This window comes from Microbacterium sp., from assembly GCF_047606385.1.
Classification (GTDB): Bacteria; Actinomycetota; Actinomycetes; order Actinomycetales; family Microbacteriaceae; genus Microbacterium.
On record NZ_JASGEL010000022.1, the window covers coordinates 19,582 to 36,719 of the forward strand.

A 17,138-nucleotide genomic window follows, 5' to 3' on the forward strand; every position below is an offset into this window, starting at 1 on the left:
GGTTCCCTTCCGCGGAGCCGACGCTCCGCCGCGCCCCAGCACTTGTTGACAAGCGCGTCTACGCTATCGGCCGCCGCTGAGAATCACGGCAAGGGAGGACACAGTCCGCCATCGGACGCCGGTCGTCTCAGATCAGGCCCCACGGCGGACGTACCGTGCGCACCAGCGAGTAGCGCACGACGGCGGGATCGTGGTGCTCGAAGGCGTAGAACAGTCGCCGCCCGCTGGCGGCGACGCCGACGAGCTCGAGCGTGAGGGTGGCGGCACCGGGATCCATGCGCAGCAGGGCCGCCGTCTCGGCATCCAGGCTCGCCGCACCCGGCGTCGTGACGTCCCAGATGATGGGCTCTCCCCACAGGGCGCTCACCGCCGCGAACACCGAGGACGGCATGTCCCGGTGCGCGTCAGCCGCGTCCGGCAGGAGGAGATATCCCTCCGCGAGCATGACCGGCCGGTCGTCGGCGGACCACCGTTTGAGCGTGCGCAGCGCCGGCGCGCTCTCCGGGACGCCGAGGAGCGCGGCGATCCGGGCGGGCAGACGCGCCGGCTCGTTCTCGAGCAGCTCGACGGAGGCGCGATGGCCGAGCCGGGCGAGCAGCTCGGTGTGCTCGAACTGGTCCTCCAGCCGCACGCTCATCTGCAGCCCGAGCGGATCGACCGTCGTCGGTGCCCCCTGACGGCGACGGAGGATGCCGGCCGCCTCCAGCGCCGAGAGCGCGTTGCGCACCTGCTGGCGGCTGCAGCCGATCCGTTCGGCGAGATCGTACTCGTTCGGCAGCGCCTCGCCGCTCGCGGCCGCCTGACGCACGACGCCCAGCAGGGCACGGTGCACGGGGTCGTCGGCGGTCTGGGTGCGGGATGTGAGCGGATCGAGGCGCATGGGGCGATTATGCCGCGAGCGGCACGCGCTCCAGCTGAGCCCGGAGCCGCTCGCGGGTCTCGGCGGGCGCGAAGCTGGCCGCGACCGAGTCGAGCGCGAGCCGCACCACCCGCTCCCGGTCCCATCCGAGCGACTCCGCCACCGCCAGCCACTCCGCTTCCAGCGTCGTCCGCAGCGGCGCCGGGTCGTCGGTGTTGACCGTCACGGTCACCCCCGCGGCGACCAGACGCCCGATCGGGTGACGGGCGAGGTCGGGATACAGGCCGAGCGTGATGTTCGAGTGCGGGCACACGCCGAGGGACACGCCGTCGTCGGCGAGGCGGCGCAGCAGCACGGGATCCTCGACGGCGCGGATGCCGTGGTCGATCCGCTGCGCGTGCAGCAGGTCGAGCGCCTCCCAGACGCTGTCGGGCCCGCTCGACTCGCCGGTGTGGACGGTTCGTCCCAGACCGGCGTCGCGGGCGATCGTGAACGCCTCCGCGAACCGTGCCCCGCTGCGCGGCGCCGCACGCTCGTCGCCGTCGACCGACAGCCCGACCACGCGATGCGGGCGATCGCGGGCGATCCATCGCGCCACGTCGGCGCCCTCTGCGGACGACTGCTGCCGCAGCAGCGAGACGCATATGCCCACCGCGCACAGTCCGTCCTGCTCCGCCTCGTCGAAGCCTGCGGCGAGGGCCGCGAGCAACGCCGCCTCCCGGCCCCGCCAGGCGCGCCAGTGCGTGGGGTTCACGATGACGTCGGTGTACGCGACGCCCGAGGCGCTCTGCCGGGCGGCGAAGCGGTACGCGTGCCGCGCCGCCTGCTCCCGGGTGCGCACGAGCCCGCACTGCCAGTCGAGGAAGCGCAGGAAGCCGGTGAGGCCGCCCACGCCGGCGCCGTTGTCCCGACCGCCGCCGGTCGTGACCTCCGGCACGGCGAAACCGTGGTGCGTCCCGAGGTCGAACAGCGTCGCCGCGGGACCGGGCAACGGCTCGCCCGCCGCCTTCGCGAGCTCGAGCAGGTCGATGAGCTCGAAGGATCCTTCGAGGTGGACATGCACCTCCGCCTTCGGAAGGCTGCGGATCCAGTCCGCCGTCACCGTCGCATCGCCTGTGGACCCCGTCATGGGCTCGACTGTATCGAATAGCTCCGAACTTGTTGACAAGCCGCTCCTCGTCCCGCCGGCGAGATGTCGCCCTGGCCCTGCCGCTCTCGCTTCGGAAGGCGCTCGTCGCCATCAGGCCCGAGGCCCGCTCTCCGCCGGATTCCGGGATCAAAACTCAGGACGCCGCCGACGACACGCCGGCCAGAAGGGCTGCGGATGCCGCATCCGTCGGCGTCGTCCTGTGTTCTGCGCCCGGGGCGACCGGCGCCACCGCGCCAGCGGGCGCCAGCGCTGCGCCGCGTCGTGCGCAGCATCCACCCACGGTCGCAGGATCTCGCGGGAATCCTGCGACATCGGCGTGATCCTGCGACGTTCGGCAGGCAGGCGAGCGGGCAGGCGCATCCCGCGGCCGCCCGTGGGCCCGGGTAGACTGGCTCGGACGCGAAGAGGCTCCGTGAGTGCACGGGGCTCTTCGCATGTTCGGACCACCGGCCGCCGCCGGACGCCCCGGGAGCCCGCATGACTCGTACGCCCAAGCTCGTCGCCTTCGACCTGGACGACACTCTCGCCCCGTCCAAGCAGGCGCTCGATCCGCGGATGGCACAGCTCCTGCTCGACCTCGCCGCCCGCGTCGAGGTCGCGATCATCTCCGGCGGCCAGCTGGCGCAGTTCCGCACCCAGGTCGTCGAGCAGCTCCCGGTCGCCGACGCGGCGACCCTGTCGAGCTTCCACCTGCTCCCCACCTGCGGCACGCAGTACTACCGCGTCGACGGCGACGGCATCCGCACCGTCTACGCCCATTCCCTCACCGACGACGAGAAGTCCCGTGCGCTGGCCGCGGTCGAGGAGGAGGCGCGCCGGCTCGGCCTGTGGGAGGAGCAGACCTGGGGCCCGATCCTGGAGGACCGCGGATCGCAGATCACGTTCTCCGCCCTCGGGCAGCAGGCCCCGCTCGAGGCGAAGACGGCGTGGGACCCGACCGGCGCGAAGAAGAACGCGTTGCGCGAGGCGGTGGCTGCCCGCATCCCCGACCTCGAGGTGCGATCGGGCGGCTCGACGAGCGTGGACATCACCCACCGCGGCATCGACAAGGCCTACGGGATGCGGCAGCTGGCGGAGCAGACGGGCCTCGACCTGGACGAGATGCTCTTCGTCGGCGACCGCCTCGACCCGGACGGCAACGACTACCCGGTGCTCGCGCTCGGCGTCCGCTGCCAGGCCGTCGCGGGCTGGGAGGACACCGCCGACTTCCTCGACGCGCTCATCCCCGCCCTGCCGGAGCGCTGACCGGCGCCCGGCGAGCGCTAGCCTGAGCGGCATGGACCTCGCCGCGCTCGTCGTCGTGCTCTGGGTCGCCGCAGCGACCTGCCTGGCCTGCTGGGTGCTCTCGCTGCTCACGAAGGACACGTCCTGGGTCGACCGCGTCTGGTCGATCGTGCCGGTCGTCTATGCGTGGATCTTCGCGGGCTTCGGCATCGCGGCGGACGCCGACGCCACCCGCCCGATCGTCATGGCGGTGCTCGTGACCCTGTGGGGCGCCCGGCTGACGTTCAACTTCGCCCGCAAGGGCGGCTACACCGGCATGGAGGACTACCGCTGGGCGATCCTGCGACAGCGGATGCGACCGTGGCAGTTCCAGCTGTTCAACGTGTTCTTCATCGTGCTGTACCAGAACGCGCTGCTCGTGCTCATCACACTGCCGACCCTCGTGGCGCTGCAGCATCCGACGCCGTTCGGCGCATGGGACGTGCTCTTCACCGTCCTGTTCCTCGTGTTCCTGCTGGGCGAGCTCGCCGCCGACCAGCAGCAGTGGGACTTCCACCGGGCCAAGCGGCGCGCGGGCGGCACGCTCGAGCCGGGCTTCGTCACGACCGGCCTGTTCCGCCTGTGCCGACACCCCAACTTCTTCTGCGAGCAGGCGCAGTGGTGGATGCTGTACGGGATCGGCGCGGTCGCGGCGTCCGGGGCCGGCTTCCTCGGCGGCGTGCTGAACTGGTCGATCGTCGGTGCCGCGCTCCTGTCGGCGCTGTTCATCGGGTCGACCGTGTTCACGGAGTCGATCTCGGCGGCCAAGTACCCGGCATACGCCGAGTACCGGCGCACGACGTCGATGCTCGTGCCCTGGCCGCCGCGGCGCGGGAGCACCCCGGCGAAGGCCTGATGACCGCGGCCGTCAGCCGAGCCGGCCGGCGGACTCCCGCAGGTAGCACTGCGCGCACATCGACTCGTAGGTGACCGCCTCGGCGTCCAGCTCGTCGATCGCGACCTGATCGCCGTCGAACACGACCCGGCCGCCCACGGTGCGCGCGTTGAAGACCGCCTTGCGTCCGCAGCGGCAGATCGTCTTGAGCTCCTCCAGGCTGTGGGCGAGCTCGAGCAGCCGGGCGGAGCCCGTGAACGCGTGCGTGCGGAAGTCGCCGCGGATGCCGTAGGCGAGCACCGGGATGGCATCGAGCACCGCGATCCGCAGCAGGTCGTCGACCTGCGCCGCGGTCAGGAACTGCGCCTCGTCGACGAGGAGGCACGCGATCCGCGCCGCCGCCCCGGCATCCGCGACGCGCTGGCGCACGTCGTCGTCGGCGTGCAGCAGCAGGTCGACCCGACGTGAGACCCCCAGCCGGCTCGTGATGCGCTCCGCGCCCTTCGTGTCGATCGCGGGCTTGGCCAGCAGCACGCGCTGCCCGCGCTCCTCGTAGTTGTACGCCGTCTGCAGCAGCGCGGTCGACTTCCCGGAGTTCATGGCTCCGTAGCGGAAGTAGAGCTTGGCCACGCGTGTCAGGCGTCGATGTGCAGCTCGGCGGCCGTGCGGGCGAGCACGTCGTGCGCCGTGGCGGCATCCTTGTTCAGCGTCTGCCCGTACGTCGGGATCAGCTCGACGAGCTTCGGCCGCCAGTCGGCGATGCGGTCGGGGAAGCAGTCCCCCAGCAGCCCCAGCATGATCGACACCGCGGTCGAGGCCCCCGGGGAGGCGCCGAGCAGGCCCGCGATCGAGCCGTCGGCGGCGGCGACGACCTCGGTGCCGAACTGCAGCTTCCCGCCCTTCATCACCTGGGCGCGCTGGCCGGCGTTCAGCAGCTCCCAGTCGCCGCCCTCGGCGGTCGGCATGAACTCGCGCAGGCTCTCGATCTTCTTCCGGTGCGTCTTCAGCAGCTCGGTGACGAGGTACTTGACCAGGTCGAGGTTGGTGACGGCGACCTTGAGCATGCTGCCGATGTTCGAGAGCCGCACCTGGCCGACGATGTCCCACATCGAGCCCCGCTTGAGGAACTTCGGGCTGAACGTCGCGAACGGACCGAACAGCAGCGACGCCTCGCCGTCGACCACGCGCGTGTCGAGGTGGGGCACCGACATCGGCGGGGCTCCGATCGCGGCCTGCGAGTACACCTTCGCCTTGTGCCGGGCGACGATGGCGGGGTTGCTGGTCTTCAGCCACTGGCCGCCGATCGGGAACACGCCGAAGCCCTTGATCTCGGGGATGCCGGAGCGCTGCAGCAGCTTGATGGCCCAGCCTCCCGCACCGACGAAGACGAAGCGGGCGTTCAGGCGACCGGGCGCACGGCCGATGCGACGCCGGTAGTCGACGCGCCACGTGCCGTCCTTGAGCTTGGTGAGGTTGCGCACCTCGGTGTCCAGCAACAGGTTCGCGCCGCGCTCGGTCATCGCCGAGATGAGCTGGCGGGTCAGCGCGCCGAAGTCGACGTCCGTGCCACCGGTGACCCGCGTCGCGGCGAACGGCTGGTCCGTCTTACGACGCTTGTCCATGAGCAGCGGCGCCCACTGGTTGATCACACGCGAGTCGGTCGAGAACTCGATGGTGTCGAACAGCGCCTGCTTCTTCAGCGTCTGGTAGCGCCTCTTGAGGTAGGCGACATCCTTCTTCCCGCGGACGAACGTCATGTGCGGGGTCGCGTTGATGAAGGTCGACGGGGCGTCCAGGATGCCCTGGTCCACCAGCGACGACCAGAACTGCCGGCTCTGCTGGAACTGCTCGTTGATCGCGACGGCCTTGGACGGGTCCGTCGGATTCGGCATGTAGTTGAGCTCGCACAGGGCGGCGTGCCCGGTGCCGGCGTTGTTCCACGCGTTGGAGCTCTCGGTGGCGACCTCGCCCAGTCGTTCGAAGATCGCGATCTTCCAATCGGGCTGCAGCTGCTGGAGGAACGTGCCGAGGGTGGCACTCATCACTCCGCCGCCGATCAGGACGACATCGTAGGTTTCGCTCACCCTACGATTCTAGGTGTCGCGTGACGGCGTCCCGGACCGCCGGCGGACGGTCAGGCGTCGACCGTGAGGGATGCCGCGACCAGCTCCGCGATCTGCACCGCGTTGAGCGCGGCGCCCTTGCGGAGGTTGTCGTTCGCGATGAACAGGACGAGGCCCTTGCCCTCCGGCGCGGACTGGTCGGGGCGGATGCGGCCGACGTAGCTCGGGTCCTTGCCGGCGGCGTAGAGGGGCGTCGGCACCTCCTCCAGCACGACGCCCGGGGCGCCTCGGAGCACCTCGCGCGCGCGCTCGGGCGTGATGTCCTGTGCGAACTCGGCGTTGATCGACAGCGAGTGGCCGGTGAAGACGGGCACGCGCACGCAGGTGCCGGCGACGCGCAGGTCCGGCAGCTCGAGGATCTTGCGGCTCTCGTTGCGCAGCTTCTTCTCCTCGTCGGTCTCGTTCAGGCCGTCCTCGACGAGGTTGCCGGCGAAGGGGATGACGTCGAACGCGATCGGCGCGACGTACTTCTCCGGCTGCGGGAAGTCGACCGCGGACCCGTCGTGCACGAGGCGCAGCGTGTCCCCCTGGGCCAGCACGCCCTCGACCTGGCCGAGCAGCTCCTGGGCGCCGGCCAGCCCCGAGCCGGACACCGCCTGGTAGGTGCTGACGATGAGGCGTTCGAGGCCCGCCGCGGCATCCAGCGCCTTCAGCGCCGGCATCGCCGCCATGGTGGTGCAGTTGGGGTTCGCGATGATGCCCTTGGGGCGGTCCGCGATCGCGTGCGGGTTGACCTCGCTGACCACGAGGGGCACCTCGGGGTCGTTCCGCCAGGCGCTGGAGTTGTCGATGACGACAGCGCCCGCCTCGGCGAATCTCGGGGCGTGCGCGCGGCTGCCGGTGGCGCCCGCGGAGAACAGCGCGATGTCGATGCCGGACGGGTCGGCGGTGGCGACATCCTCGATGACGATCGTCTGGCCCGCGTACTCGACCGCGGTGCCCGCCGATCGCGACGTCGCGAACAGGCGCAGCTCGCCGACCGGGAACGACCGCTCGGCGAGGATCTCGCGCATGACCGCGCCGACCTGGCCGGTGGCGCCGACGACGGCGACGGAGAGTCCGGAATCTGAGATGCGGGTCATGGGTGTTCCTCGGAAGTCTGCGGGCGCGCGGCATCCTTCTCGGACCGGCGCAGGATCGGACGATTCTACCGCGGCACGGTGCCACGGCCGCTCGCCTCCACGCCCTGCCGACCATGTCCCAGTTTGGCGTGGTTACAGAGTGCTATTCCGCGCCAAAGTGGGACATCACCCGCGCCGAACTGGGACATGCCTGTCGGTGCGGCGAGGGACGCGGGGCGGGGTCAGCGGCCGGTGCCGGCGTGCACGGTGGCGTCGGTGTCGCCGTCGAGGCCGTAGGCCGTGTGCACGACGCGGGCGGCCTCCGCGATGTCGTCGGCGCGGACGACGACGGAGATGCGGATCTCGCTGGTCGAGATCATCTCGATGTTGATGCCGGCCGTCGACAGCGCCTCGAACAGGGTGGCCGAGACGCCGGAGTGCGACCGCATCCCTGCGCCTACGACCGACAGCTTGCCGATCTGGTCGTCGTGCACGAGGCTCTCGAACCCGACGTCCGCCTGCTCGGCGGCGAGCGCCTTCAATGCGCCCGACGCGTCGGTCTTGGGCAGCGTGAACGAGATGTCGGTGCGGCCGGTGGCCGCCGCCGACACGTTCTGCACGATCATGTCGACGTTGGCGCCGCTGCGCGCGACGATCTTGAAGATCTCGGCGGCCTTGCCCGGCACGTCCGGGACGCCGATGATCGTGATCTTGGCCTGGCTGAGGTCGGTGGCGACCCCGGCGACGATCGGCTCTTCCATGTGCTCTCCCTGCGGGATGGGGTGGAGGGGCGTGCCGGAGCCGACCCACGTGCCCTCACCGGAGCTGAACGTGGACCGGGCGTGGATCAGCACGCCATGGCGTCGGGCGTATTCGACGGCACGGATGTAGAGCACCTTCGCGCCGTTCGCGGCGAGCTCCAGCATCTCCTCGCTGCCGATGCGGTCGAGCTTGCGCGCACGCGGCACGACCCGCGGGTCGGCCGTGAACACGCCGTCGACGTCGCTGTAGATCTCGCACACGTCGGCCTCGAGGGCGGCGGCGAGGGCCACGGCCGTGGTGTCGGATCCGCCGCGGCCGAGCGTCGTGATGTCACGGGTGTCGCGGTTGAAGCCCTGGAAGCCGGCGACGATGACGATCGCACCCTCGTCGAGCGCCTCGCGCAGCCGGATCGGGGTGACGTCGACGATGCGCGCGGCGCCGTGCGTGGCGTCGGTGATCATGCCGGCCTGGCTGCCGGTGAACGAGCGCGCCTCGAAGCCCATCGAATGGATGGCCATGGCCAGCAGCGCCATCGAGATGCGCTCACCCGAGGACAGCAGCATGTCGAGCTCACGCGGTGCGGGGATCGGCGCGACCTGCGCGGCGAGGTCGAGCAGCTCGTCGGTCGTGTCGCCCATGGCGCTGACGGCGACGACCACGTCGTGCCCGGCCCGGCGCGTGTCGACGATCCGCTTGGCGACGCGCTTGATGCTCTCGGCGTCGGCGACCGACGACCCGCCGTACTTCTGCACGATCAACGCCACAGTGGAGACTCCCGGGGAATGCCGGGCGCGCGGATGCGGCGCCCGACCGTCCATTCTACGGTCGCCGATATGCCGCCGCCGCCATGCGTCGACCGCCGCGTCGTGCACATGACTCAGGCGGAAACGCGCCTCCCGCCCGTGCCGACCCGACCTGGCCGGGATCTGCCTGAGTTATGGACACGGCGGGCGATGGCATCCACGACAGTCATGCGTCTGCCGCGCCTCGCGGCTCCTCTCGTCCGCCGGCGCCGACGACGGACACCTTCACGCCGGCCGCTCGGATCTCGTCGAGCGCCGAGGGATCGGCCGAGTCGTCGGTGACGAGCATCCAGACCTGGTCGATGGACGCCACCTGGGCCAGGGTGAGGCGGCCGATCTTGGACCCGTCTGCGACGACGATCGTGCGCTGGGCATGGACCACCATCGAGTTGTTGGTTCGCGCCTCCGTCTCGTCGTGCGTGGTCACGCCGCCGGCGGCGGAGATCCCGTCGGTTCCGAGGATCGCCATGCCGACATTGACGGCCTTGAAGGTGTTCTCGGCGAGCACGCCGACCAGCTCGAGCGACTCGAAACGAAGGATGCCGCCGGTCATCACCACCTTCAGCTGCGGATAGACCGTGACGAGATGCGCGATCGACAGGGAGTTCGTGACGATCGTGAGTTCCTCGTGCCGCGAGAGGGCGCGTGCGACGGCCGCCGTCGTCGAGCCTCCGCTGAGCGCGACCGCGTACCGCTGACGTGGCACGATGTCCGCGACCGCCTCGGCGATCGCCCGCTTCGCGTCCTGGAAGCGTGTGTCGCGCAGGCTCACCGGCAGCTCGTTGCGCGACTCCAGCACGCGCGCGCCGCCGTGCGTGCGCACCAGGAGTCGTTCATCGGCGAGGTTCGAGAGGTCGCGGCGAACGGTGGCCGGCGAGACCGAGAGCTCGGCGGCGAGCTCGGCGAACGACGCGGAGCCACGCGCGGTGAGCGTCTCGAGAATCTGTGTCATGCGTCGCTGGCGCTTGCCCGAGACGGCGATGCCGGGTCGATCGGCGGAAAAGGTCGACATGTGCCCTCGATTCGTCAGGAACGGCGGTAACGCGCAATCTTAATGCGCATATTAGCCGACTATCGCTCATTGTTTGCGCGCTTCAATCATGAACTCCACGATGGACATGTGACAACAGCTCTCCTCTGCCGCAGCGGTGCGACGCTCGCGCGCCGGATCCATGCCCGGTGCGCCGTCCCTTCCTCGCGGGAGCGGACCGGCACCGGCCCGGTGCTCGCGTGAGCCTGACCTCGACCGCGGAGCTCATCGAGCGCGCGATCGCCCGCGGCGGCGCGGTACCGGCGTTCAACGTGATCATGCTCGAGCACGCAGAGGCGATCGCGGCCGGCGCCTCGTCGGCCGGCGCGATCCTGCAGATCAGCGAGAACGCCGTGCGCTTCCACGGCGGCGACCCCGCGCCGCTGCTGCTCGCCTGCCGCGCCGTCGCGCGTGCGGCGTCCGTTCCGCTGGCTCTGCATCTGGATCACGTCCAGGATCCTCGGCTCGTCGATCTCGCCATCCGTTCGAGCCGGCGGTGGGGCCTGGGGTCGATCATGGTAGACGCATCTCGCCTGCCCTACGCCGAGAACGTCGCGGCGACGACGGCGGCGGCGGCGCGTGCGCATCGGGCGGGCATCCTCGTCGAGGCGGAACTGGGCGAGATCGGCGGGAAGGACGGCGCGCACGCTCCGGGGGTGCGCACCGACCCGCAGGAGGCCGCAGCGTTCGCCGACGCGACGAATGTCGACCTCCTCGCCGTGGCGGTGGGCAGCTCTCACGCCATGCGGGAGCGGTCCGCCGCCGTGGACACCGCCCTCGTCGAACGGATCGCGCAGCGCGTGCACGTCCCGCTCGTCCTTCATGGCTCGTCCGGCGTCCCCGACAGCGACCTACGCCAGGCGATCGGCGCCGGCATGCGCAAGGTGAACGTCGGCACGGCGCTGAACCTCGCGGCGACGAGCACGCTGCGAACCGCGCTCGCGGCCGATCCGGACATCGTCGACCCGCGTCGTTACACGGTCCCGGTGCGGGACGCCATGACACACGTGGTCGCCCGGTTCAGCGCCGTGATCGCGTGATGGCCTCCGGCGAGCGCTGACCTTCAGCCGAGGCCGAGCACCCGACGCGCGTTGTCGCGGTAGATCCCCGCCAGCAGCGGCTCGTCCAGCGCCAGCGCGGCGATCGACCACCGGCCCTGCGGCGGGATGTCGTGCCCGGGCGCGTACTCGAAGGCCTCGTCGTCGGTCTCGAGGAAGCGGAAGTGCAGCCGGAACTGCTCGGTCGTCGCGGGATAGATGTCGGTGCCGAAGAGCACGCGATCGGGATGCCGGCCGACGAGCTCGGCGAATCGGCGAGGCTGGCGGCCGAGCTCGGCCATGCGCCCGCCGATGTCGATCGTGTAGTTCGGGCAGGCATCCAGCATCCGTTCGACCCGGTCGAGGTCCTCCGCGGCGCACCCTGCGTGCGCGCCGATGAACTGGACGTCCGGACAGGCCTGGACCAGCGCGCGGTGCGCGTCCAGGAGCCGGTCGAAGGTGGGATGGACGGACGGGTCGCCGAACCACCAGTCCCGCTCCCGCAGGAGCTCGTCGAGACGCTCGTTGCGTTCGTCGAGAGGCTCGAAGAACGCCATCGGGTCGGCGGTGTGGATGAGCACGGGCAGTCCCCGCTCGCCGGCATGGCGGAGCACGGCGGCCACGCGCTGGTCGTCGGGCGAGATGAGGCTGCCGTCGGCATCCCGGAAACCCAGCCCCAGCGTCTTCCAGATCTTCACGCCGCGGGCGCCGCGACGGACGCTGTCGTCGAGTGACCGGCAGAGCTCCTGGACGCCGTCCGGCGACGCGAGCCGCGACCAGTCGAGGTGGCAGAAGGTCAGGAAGCGTCCGGGATAGGCGCGGTCGTAGCGCTCGACGTTCGCGGTCACCTCGTCCCCCCACAGCCCGTCGAGGTTCACGACGGTCTCGACCCCCACCTCGTCCATGACCCCGACCAGCTCGGCGACGTCGGGAACCATCCACTCGCCGTCGCTGAGCCATCGGCCGAGATGGTTGTGCACGTCGATCGCGGGCACGGCGGCTCGCGCGATCGACGTGACCCGGTGTCTGACCTGTTCGACCGGTCGCCATTGCGTCAGCGGCAGCCGCCGCAGATCGTCCCACGATGATGCCGGATGAGGCACGCCGGCTCCTCCCTAGTTGACGGTGGTGCTGGGGGACACGGCGGAGCCGTCGACGAGAGGCCCGAGATCGACCGGCCTGCCGTCGATCGTGAACGTGTACCGGCCGGTGCGGCCGATCTCCTCGGTACGCTCGAGCCACTCCCGCAGGTCGTCGGTCTCCTGCGGGTCCAGCCATGCCGTCCGGTCGGATGTCGATTTGAACGCGACGACGGCTGCGAGGTCCTGCAGCGCCTGCCGCTGCCGGTCGTCGAGCAGACTCCGCCGTCGGCGGAAGTACACGACGTCCGGATCGGTCTGATAGAGCCGCCGCAGCCAATACCGGTGGACGGAGGCGACCAGGGCGTTCTTCGCGCCCGGTCCGCTGGGATCCGCGGGCCGTTCCAGGTTGTCCCAGAACGCGGCGACGTCGGGGCCGACGCGGGCACCGTCGATGAGCCCGGCGGAGGGCAGCATGGGGACCCCGCTGCCCAGCAGATACGTCCGCTCCCCCACCGTCTCACGGATGAGCGCGAGGGCGTCGCGGTACACCTCTTCGCGGTGCCGATCGGTCGAACGCACGCCCGCCACGGCACCGGCATACATGAAGTCGAGCTTGAGATAGGAGAACCCCCAGTCGACGACGCGGGCGAACAGCGCGCGCAGGTGATCCTGCACCTCCGGGCGGGTGGTGTCCAGGGTGAAGTACGCACTGCCCCAGTTGTACCCGGAGACCAGCGGAGACCCGTCGTCGTCGCGCACCAGCAGGTCGGGCCGCTCTCGCGCGAAGCCCGACGAGGGCAGCGCGATCAAGGGGGCGAGCCACAGCCCCGCCTGCGCGCCCGTCTCCCGGATGGAGTCGGCCGCGGTCCGCATCCCCGAGGGGAACTTCGCGTTCGCCTCCCAGTCGCCCACCGACCGCTCCCAGCCGTCGTCGATCTGCACCACATCGAACGGCAGCCCGCGCAGATCTTCGACGACCTCGCGCAGCGCGGCCTCCGAGATGTCCTCGTAGAAGGAGTACCAGCTGCACCACACCCGTCCGGCGCGGGTCTGGCGAGAGCCCAGCCGGGCAGCGACGTGCTCGGCGTAGACGGCGAAGACCTCCGCCTCGTCGCCGTAGGCGAGGAGCCACTCGGCGTCGTCGCGCTCGACCGTGCCCCACAGGGTCGTCTCGGTGGCACCCACGCGCGGTGTGCCCAGACCGAGCGAGCCGAGCAGCAGCACGCGCCCGTCCGGCCCCTCGACCGCGCCCACCGCGCTGCCCGAGTGGACGAACGGCGTGTCGTTGCGCGCGTCGTCGGCGGTCAGCGTCCGCCGTGGATCGTTCTCGATCCGCAGCGGAGGCTCACTCAGGCGGCGCCAACCCGTGGGGCTCCACGAGTTCCAGCCATGCCGGTAGAAGGCGGTGTCGCCGAACGGATGCAGCAGCGCGACCCCGCCGGCGGGGGCGGCGAACGTCCCGTCGCCGAGCGGCCGGAGGGGGCCGGCGGCCAGATACGGCACCGTCATCCCGCCGATCTCGATCGTCCCCGCGTGCTGCGGCCGTGTCGTCCCGGTCATCGTCCGACTCCCTGTGTCATTCCGTCGATGATGCGCCGTCCCACCCAGAGATAGAGGATGATCATCGGCATCACGACGATGACGATGCCGGCGAACAGCCCACCCCAGTTCGAGGTGAACTGCATGGCGTTGTAGAGGTTGAGCAGCGCCGCGGGAAGCGTCCGCTCGTCCGGATCGGGCACCAGCACCAGCACCAGCACCGTCTCGTTCCAGAGCGAGACGAGATTGAGCACGAACACCGTGATCACGCCGGGCCGGGCGAGGGGGAACATGATCGTGCGGAACGTGCGGAAAGGCGAGGCGCCGTCCAGGGCGGCGGCCTCCTCGAGCTCGCTCGGCAGAGTGCGGAAGAAGCCCGTGAGGACGAAGACGCTGAACGGGAGCGAGAGCACCACGTAGAACAGCACGAGGCTGATGCGGTCGTCCCACACTCCGGTGACCCAGTCGATCATGAACACGGAGATGCTGTGCGACGCGAGAAACAGCGGGACGAGGATCATCTGGAACGGAATGCCCATGCCGAGCGCGAAGAAGGTGCGGATCGGCACCGCGCTCGAACACGACGCCGCGTGGGTCCACTTCGCCTCCCCCTACCTCCTCGGTCCCCTCCGCGAGGATCTGCCCGGTCTCGCGCGCCGGCTGCGCGCCGACGGCACCGGCGTCAGCCTCGACACCAACTGGGATCCGAGCGAACGCTGGGACACCGTCGCCGAGCTCGTGCCCGAGGTCGATGTGCTGCTGCCGAATCGGTCCGAGCTGGAGGCGATCGCGCGCGCCCTCTCCGTGTCGCACGTCCACCCGGCGGAGGCGATCTCCCGCCTCGGGCCACGGGTCGTGGTCAAGGACGGGGCACGGGGCGGCTTCTCGGTGTCGATGGCGGGTCCGCGCATCCATGCACCCGGCCTGGCGGTGGACGTCGTCGACACGACGGGGGCCGGCGACAGCTTCGATGCGGGCTATATCGCCGCGATCGCGCACGACGTGACGGACGAGCACGAGCGGCTCCGATAGGCGACGATCGCCGGCTCCCTTTCGACCCGCGGCGCGGGCGGCACGGCGAGCCAGGCCGTCCTCGCCGACCTCGTCGAATGATCACGGTCCTCGTCCCGAGCCCGGCCCTCGACGTCACCTATCTCGTCGACGAGCTGCGGCCGGGCGCGATCCACCGACCGTTCGAGGTGGTGCGGCTGGCCGGAGGCAAGGGATTCAATCTCGCCCGTGCCGCGCTGCGCCTGGGCGAGCACGTCGAGGTGATCGCCGCTCTCGGCGGCCCCACCGGCGAACGCGTCGCCGAACTCGCGCGGGGCGAGGGCATACGGCTCACTCGGATCGACGCGACGGGCGAGACCCGGACCTGCGTCTCCGTGGTCGGTCAGGAGGTCACCGAGATCAACGAACGGGCTCCGGCGTCCGATCTGGCCGCGCTGGTGAGGGCTGCGCCGTCGACGAGTCGTCTCGTCGTGAGCGGCAGCGTCGAAGGCGACATCGACGCGCTCGGCGGACGCGTGGTGGCCGTCGACACGTCGGGAGCCGCGCTCGCCGCGCTCGTCGCTCACGGCGCGGACCTCGTGAAGGTGAACCGCGCCGAGGCGGCAGAGGCCATAGGCCGCGACGGCACGGCGCTCGAGCTCGCGTCGGCACTCCGGGAGCGGGGCATCCGGACGGTCGTCGTCACGGACGGCGCCGACGGTGCGGTCGCGATCGACGCGCAGGGCGCCTGGCGCGCCGAACCCGATCCGCTTCGGGGCCGTTACACGGTCGGCAGCGGCGACAGCTTCTTCGCCGGGCTCCTTGTCGCGCAGGAACGCGGGCAGTCTCTCCCGCTCGCGTTGCGGCTCGCCTCGGCCGCCGGCAGCGCGAACACCCGACGACCCGGCGCCGGCCTCTTCTCCCGCGACGACGTGCAGGCCGCGTGGGCGCGGATCCGGGTGACGACGCCGAGCTGAGGGCGGGTGCCGGCCGAGCCCGCCGCGCCGCCCGCGATAGCATCCGGGCATGGATGCCGCGCTCGACGCCTGGAAGGATTTCGACGTCGCGATGCTCGGCGCCACCGCCGCCCTGGCCGGCCTGGTCATCGTCGCGGCGACCATCAACATCGCGGTCATCGTGAAGGAGCGTTCGCTGACGGCGCGGGTGGCGAACGCGATCGCGGGGCTGGTCCTCGCGATCTGCGTCTGCGCCGTCGGTCTCATGCCGGGGTTGACGGGCGCCGCCTACGGGTGGACGACGCTGGTGCTGGCCGCAGCGGTCGCGGTGTTCTCGACGTCGGCGACCATCCGCGTCTACCAGAACCGCGATCCGTGGAATCGCATGCGATGGGGCAAGGCGGTCATGGCCTACCTCGCCCCGGTGGTGTACGGCACCGGGGCGGTGATGCTGCTGGCCGGCTCGAGCGTCGGGCTGATCGTCGTCGCCGTCGGCGCTCTCGCGGCCATCGTGACGGCACTGCTGGTGTCGTGGATCGTGCTGGTCGAGGTGCTGCGCTGAGGCCGGGCCGGCCGCGCACCGCTCAGAGCGTGCGGCGTCCCTCGAAGGCGCGGCCGAGCGTGACCTCGTCGGCGTACTCGAGATCGCCGCCGACGGGCAGCCCGGACGCGAGCCGGGTGACGCGGATCTCCAGCGTGGTCAGCAGCCGGCTGAGGTAGGTCGCCGTCGCCTCGCCCTCCAGGTTGGGGTTGGTGGCGAGGATCACCTCTGCGACCTCGCCGCTCGCGAGGCGCCGCATGAGCTGGGCGATGCGCAGGTCGTCGGGGCCGACGCCGGCGATCGGGCTGATCGCGCCGCCGAGCACCTGGTACAGCCCGCGGAACTCTCGCGTGCGCTCGATCGCGGCGACATCCTTCGCGTCCTCGACGACGCAGATGACGCTCGCGTCGCGACGCGGGTCGCGGCAGATCGCACACCGCTCCTGCTCGCTGACGTTGCCGCAGACCTCGCAGAAGCGCACCTTCTCGCGCACCTCGCCGAGCAGCACCGACAGGCGCGAGACGTCGAAGTTCGGGGTCTGCAGGATGTGGAACGCGATGCGCTGCGCGGATTTCGGGCCGATGCCGGGAAGCCGGCCGAACTCGTCGATGAGCTCCTGCACGATGCCGTCGTACATCAGCTGAACCTCGTCGGCGCCTGGTACGGCTCTTCCCGCACGAAGCGGGCGTCGAGCAGCTGGCGCACGACGGCCTCGCCGTAGCGCTGCACCGCCCCCGGTGCCGGACGGACCGGAGCCGGCACGACCGGCGGTGCGGGCGCCTCGGTCGGGTCGACGATGTCGAGATCGTCTTCGTCGTCGGCATCGTCCGGGACGGGCGCGGTCTCCGAGGCCGGCAGCACCGCGCCCTCGACGGCGGGGGCGAGGGTCGCCGTGCGCACCGAGGCCGATGCCGCCTCCTCCGGCTCGTCGTCGACCGCGAACTGCGCCGGTGGCACGGCCTGCGCCTGCGGCGCATCGGGCGCGACATGCCCCCCCGACGCCTCGGTCGTGCCGGGGATCGGCGCGACGGCCCAGTCGGTGACGGATGTCGAGGGCGCGGCGGGCGCCTGCGGGCGTGAGGGCGCGGGCGCACCGCCGGAGCCGGC

Annotated in this window: 17 protein-coding genes and 1 pseudogene; 6 read left to right on the forward strand and 12 right to left on the reverse strand. The window is 71.1% G+C overall.

Features of this window, described 5'->3' with window-relative positions:
- Positions 1 to 127 precede the first annotated feature (127 nt).
- Positions 128 to 880 carry a GntR family transcriptional regulator gene (locus QM626_RS02345; RefSeq protein ID WP_415073568.1) on the reverse strand — a complete coding sequence of 251 codons (753 nt, stop codon included), beginning with the start codon at positions 878 to 880 and terminating at the stop codon, positions 128 to 130.
- 7 nt (positions 881 to 887) lie between these two features.
- Positions 888 to 1,988 (reverse strand): adenosine deaminase, encoded by a 1,101-nt coding sequence (gene add, locus QM626_RS02350; protein ID WP_415073570.1) that lies wholly within the window; start codon positions 1,986 to 1,988, stop codon positions 888 to 890.
- Positions 1,989 to 2,486: 498 nt separating this feature from the next.
- On the opposite strand from add, the gene QM626_RS02355 reads away from it, so the two are divergent.
- A complete protein-coding gene (locus tag QM626_RS02355) occupies positions 2,487 to 3,254 on the forward strand; it encodes an HAD-IIB family hydrolase (RefSeq protein WP_415073572.1) in 768 nt (255 codons plus the stop codon).
- Between the two features lie 31 nt (positions 3,255 to 3,285).
- Positions 3,286 to 4,128: a DUF1295 domain-containing protein gene (locus QM626_RS02360; protein ID WP_415073574.1), complete on the forward strand. Its 843-nt coding sequence runs from the start codon at positions 3,286 to 3,288 to the stop codon at positions 4,126 to 4,128.
- 12 nt (positions 4,129 to 4,140) lie between these two features.
- Here the strand turns inward: QM626_RS02360 and QM626_RS02365 are convergent, their stop codons facing one another.
- The 5 genes from QM626_RS02365 to QM626_RS02385 form a co-directional block, all read right to left on the reverse strand.
- Positions 4,141 to 4,737, reverse strand: a complete 597-nt coding sequence (locus tag QM626_RS02365) for a thymidine kinase (protein WP_415073576.1) — start codon at positions 4,735 to 4,737, stop codon at positions 4,141 to 4,143.
- A gap of 5 nt (positions 4,738 to 4,742) precedes the next feature.
- Positions 4,743 to 6,191 (reverse strand): malate dehydrogenase (quinone), encoded by a 1,449-nt coding sequence (gene mqo / locus QM626_RS02370; RefSeq protein ID WP_415073578.1) that lies wholly within the window; start codon positions 6,189 to 6,191, stop codon positions 4,743 to 4,745.
- 50 nt (positions 6,192 to 6,241) lie between these two features.
- Positions 6,242 to 7,312 (reverse strand): aspartate-semialdehyde dehydrogenase, encoded by a 1,071-nt coding sequence (locus QM626_RS02375; protein WP_415073580.1) that lies wholly within the window; start codon positions 7,310 to 7,312, stop codon positions 6,242 to 6,244.
- Positions 7,313 to 7,533: 221 nt separating this feature from the next.
- Positions 7,534 to 8,817 (reverse strand): aspartate kinase, encoded by a 1,284-nt coding sequence (locus QM626_RS02380; RefSeq protein WP_415073582.1) that lies wholly within the window; start codon positions 8,815 to 8,817, stop codon positions 7,534 to 7,536.
- A gap of 205 nt (positions 8,818 to 9,022) precedes the next feature.
- A complete protein-coding gene (locus QM626_RS02385; RefSeq protein ID WP_415073584.1) occupies positions 9,023 to 9,868 on the reverse strand; it encodes a DeoR/GlpR family DNA-binding transcription regulator in 846 nt (281 codons plus the stop codon).
- A 218-nt stretch (positions 9,869 to 10,086) separates the two neighbouring features.
- Here QM626_RS02385 and QM626_RS02390 point away from each other — a divergent pair, with 218 nt between their 5' ends.
- Positions 10,087 to 10,926 carry a class II fructose-bisphosphate aldolase gene (locus QM626_RS02390; protein WP_415073586.1) on the forward strand — a complete coding sequence of 280 codons (840 nt, stop codon included), beginning with the start codon at positions 10,087 to 10,089 and terminating at the stop codon, positions 10,924 to 10,926.
- A gap of 23 nt (positions 10,927 to 10,949) precedes the next feature.
- Here QM626_RS02390 and QM626_RS02395 read toward each other — a convergent pair whose 3' ends face one another.
- The 3 genes from QM626_RS02395 to QM626_RS02405 are packed head-to-tail and all read right to left on the reverse strand — an operon-like array spanning position 10,950 to position 14,113.
- The gene (locus tag QM626_RS02395; RefSeq protein WP_415073588.1) at positions 10,950 to 12,026 is read right to left on the reverse strand and encodes an amidohydrolase family protein; all 1,077 of its coding nucleotides are present in this window, start codon (positions 12,024 to 12,026) and stop codon (positions 10,950 to 10,952) included.
- A 12-nt stretch (positions 12,027 to 12,038) separates the two neighbouring features.
- Positions 12,039 to 13,565, reverse strand: a complete 1,527-nt coding sequence (locus tag QM626_RS02400; protein WP_415073590.1) for a glycoside hydrolase family 36 protein — start codon at positions 13,563 to 13,565, stop codon at positions 12,039 to 12,041.
- Complete coding sequence (locus tag QM626_RS02405) at positions 13,562 to 14,113, reverse strand: carbohydrate ABC transporter permease (RefSeq protein WP_415073592.1); 552 nt, start codon at positions 14,111 to 14,113, stop codon at positions 13,562 to 13,564. Before QM626_RS02405 ends, QM626_RS02400 begins: the two co-directional genes overlap by 4 nt.
- Between QM626_RS02405 and QM626_RS02410 the strand changes: the two genes are divergently transcribed.
- From QM626_RS02410 to QM626_RS02420, 3 genes are all read left to right on the forward strand, one after another.
- Complete coding sequence (locus QM626_RS02410) at positions 14,082 to 14,576, forward strand: carbohydrate kinase family protein (RefSeq protein ID WP_415073594.1); 495 nt, start codon at positions 14,082 to 14,084, stop codon at positions 14,574 to 14,576. The genes QM626_RS02405 and QM626_RS02410 overlap by 32 nt on opposite strands.
- Before the next feature lie 77 nt (positions 14,577 to 14,653).
- Complete coding sequence (locus QM626_RS02415) at positions 14,654 to 15,511, forward strand: 1-phosphofructokinase family hexose kinase (protein WP_415073596.1); 858 nt, start codon at positions 14,654 to 14,656, stop codon at positions 15,509 to 15,511.
- A 49-nt stretch (positions 15,512 to 15,560) separates the two neighbouring features.
- Positions 15,561 to 16,052 (forward strand): hypothetical protein, encoded by a 492-nt coding sequence (locus QM626_RS02420; protein ID WP_415073598.1) that lies wholly within the window; start codon positions 15,561 to 15,563, stop codon positions 16,050 to 16,052.
- A gap of 22 nt (positions 16,053 to 16,074) precedes the next feature.
- On the opposite strand, the gene recR is transcribed toward QM626_RS02420, so the two are convergent.
- Together recR and QM626_RS02430 are read right to left on the reverse strand one after the other, a co-directional pair.
- The gene (recR, locus tag QM626_RS02425; RefSeq protein WP_415073600.1) at positions 16,075 to 16,668 is read right to left on the reverse strand and encodes a recombination mediator RecR; all 594 of its coding nucleotides are present in this window, start codon (positions 16,666 to 16,668) and stop codon (positions 16,075 to 16,077) included.
- A pseudogene (locus QM626_RS02430) lies at positions 16,668 to 17,138 on the reverse strand (DNA polymerase III subunit gamma and tau); the annotation flags it as partial. The pseudogene QM626_RS02430 and the gene recR, both read right to left, overlap by 1 nt.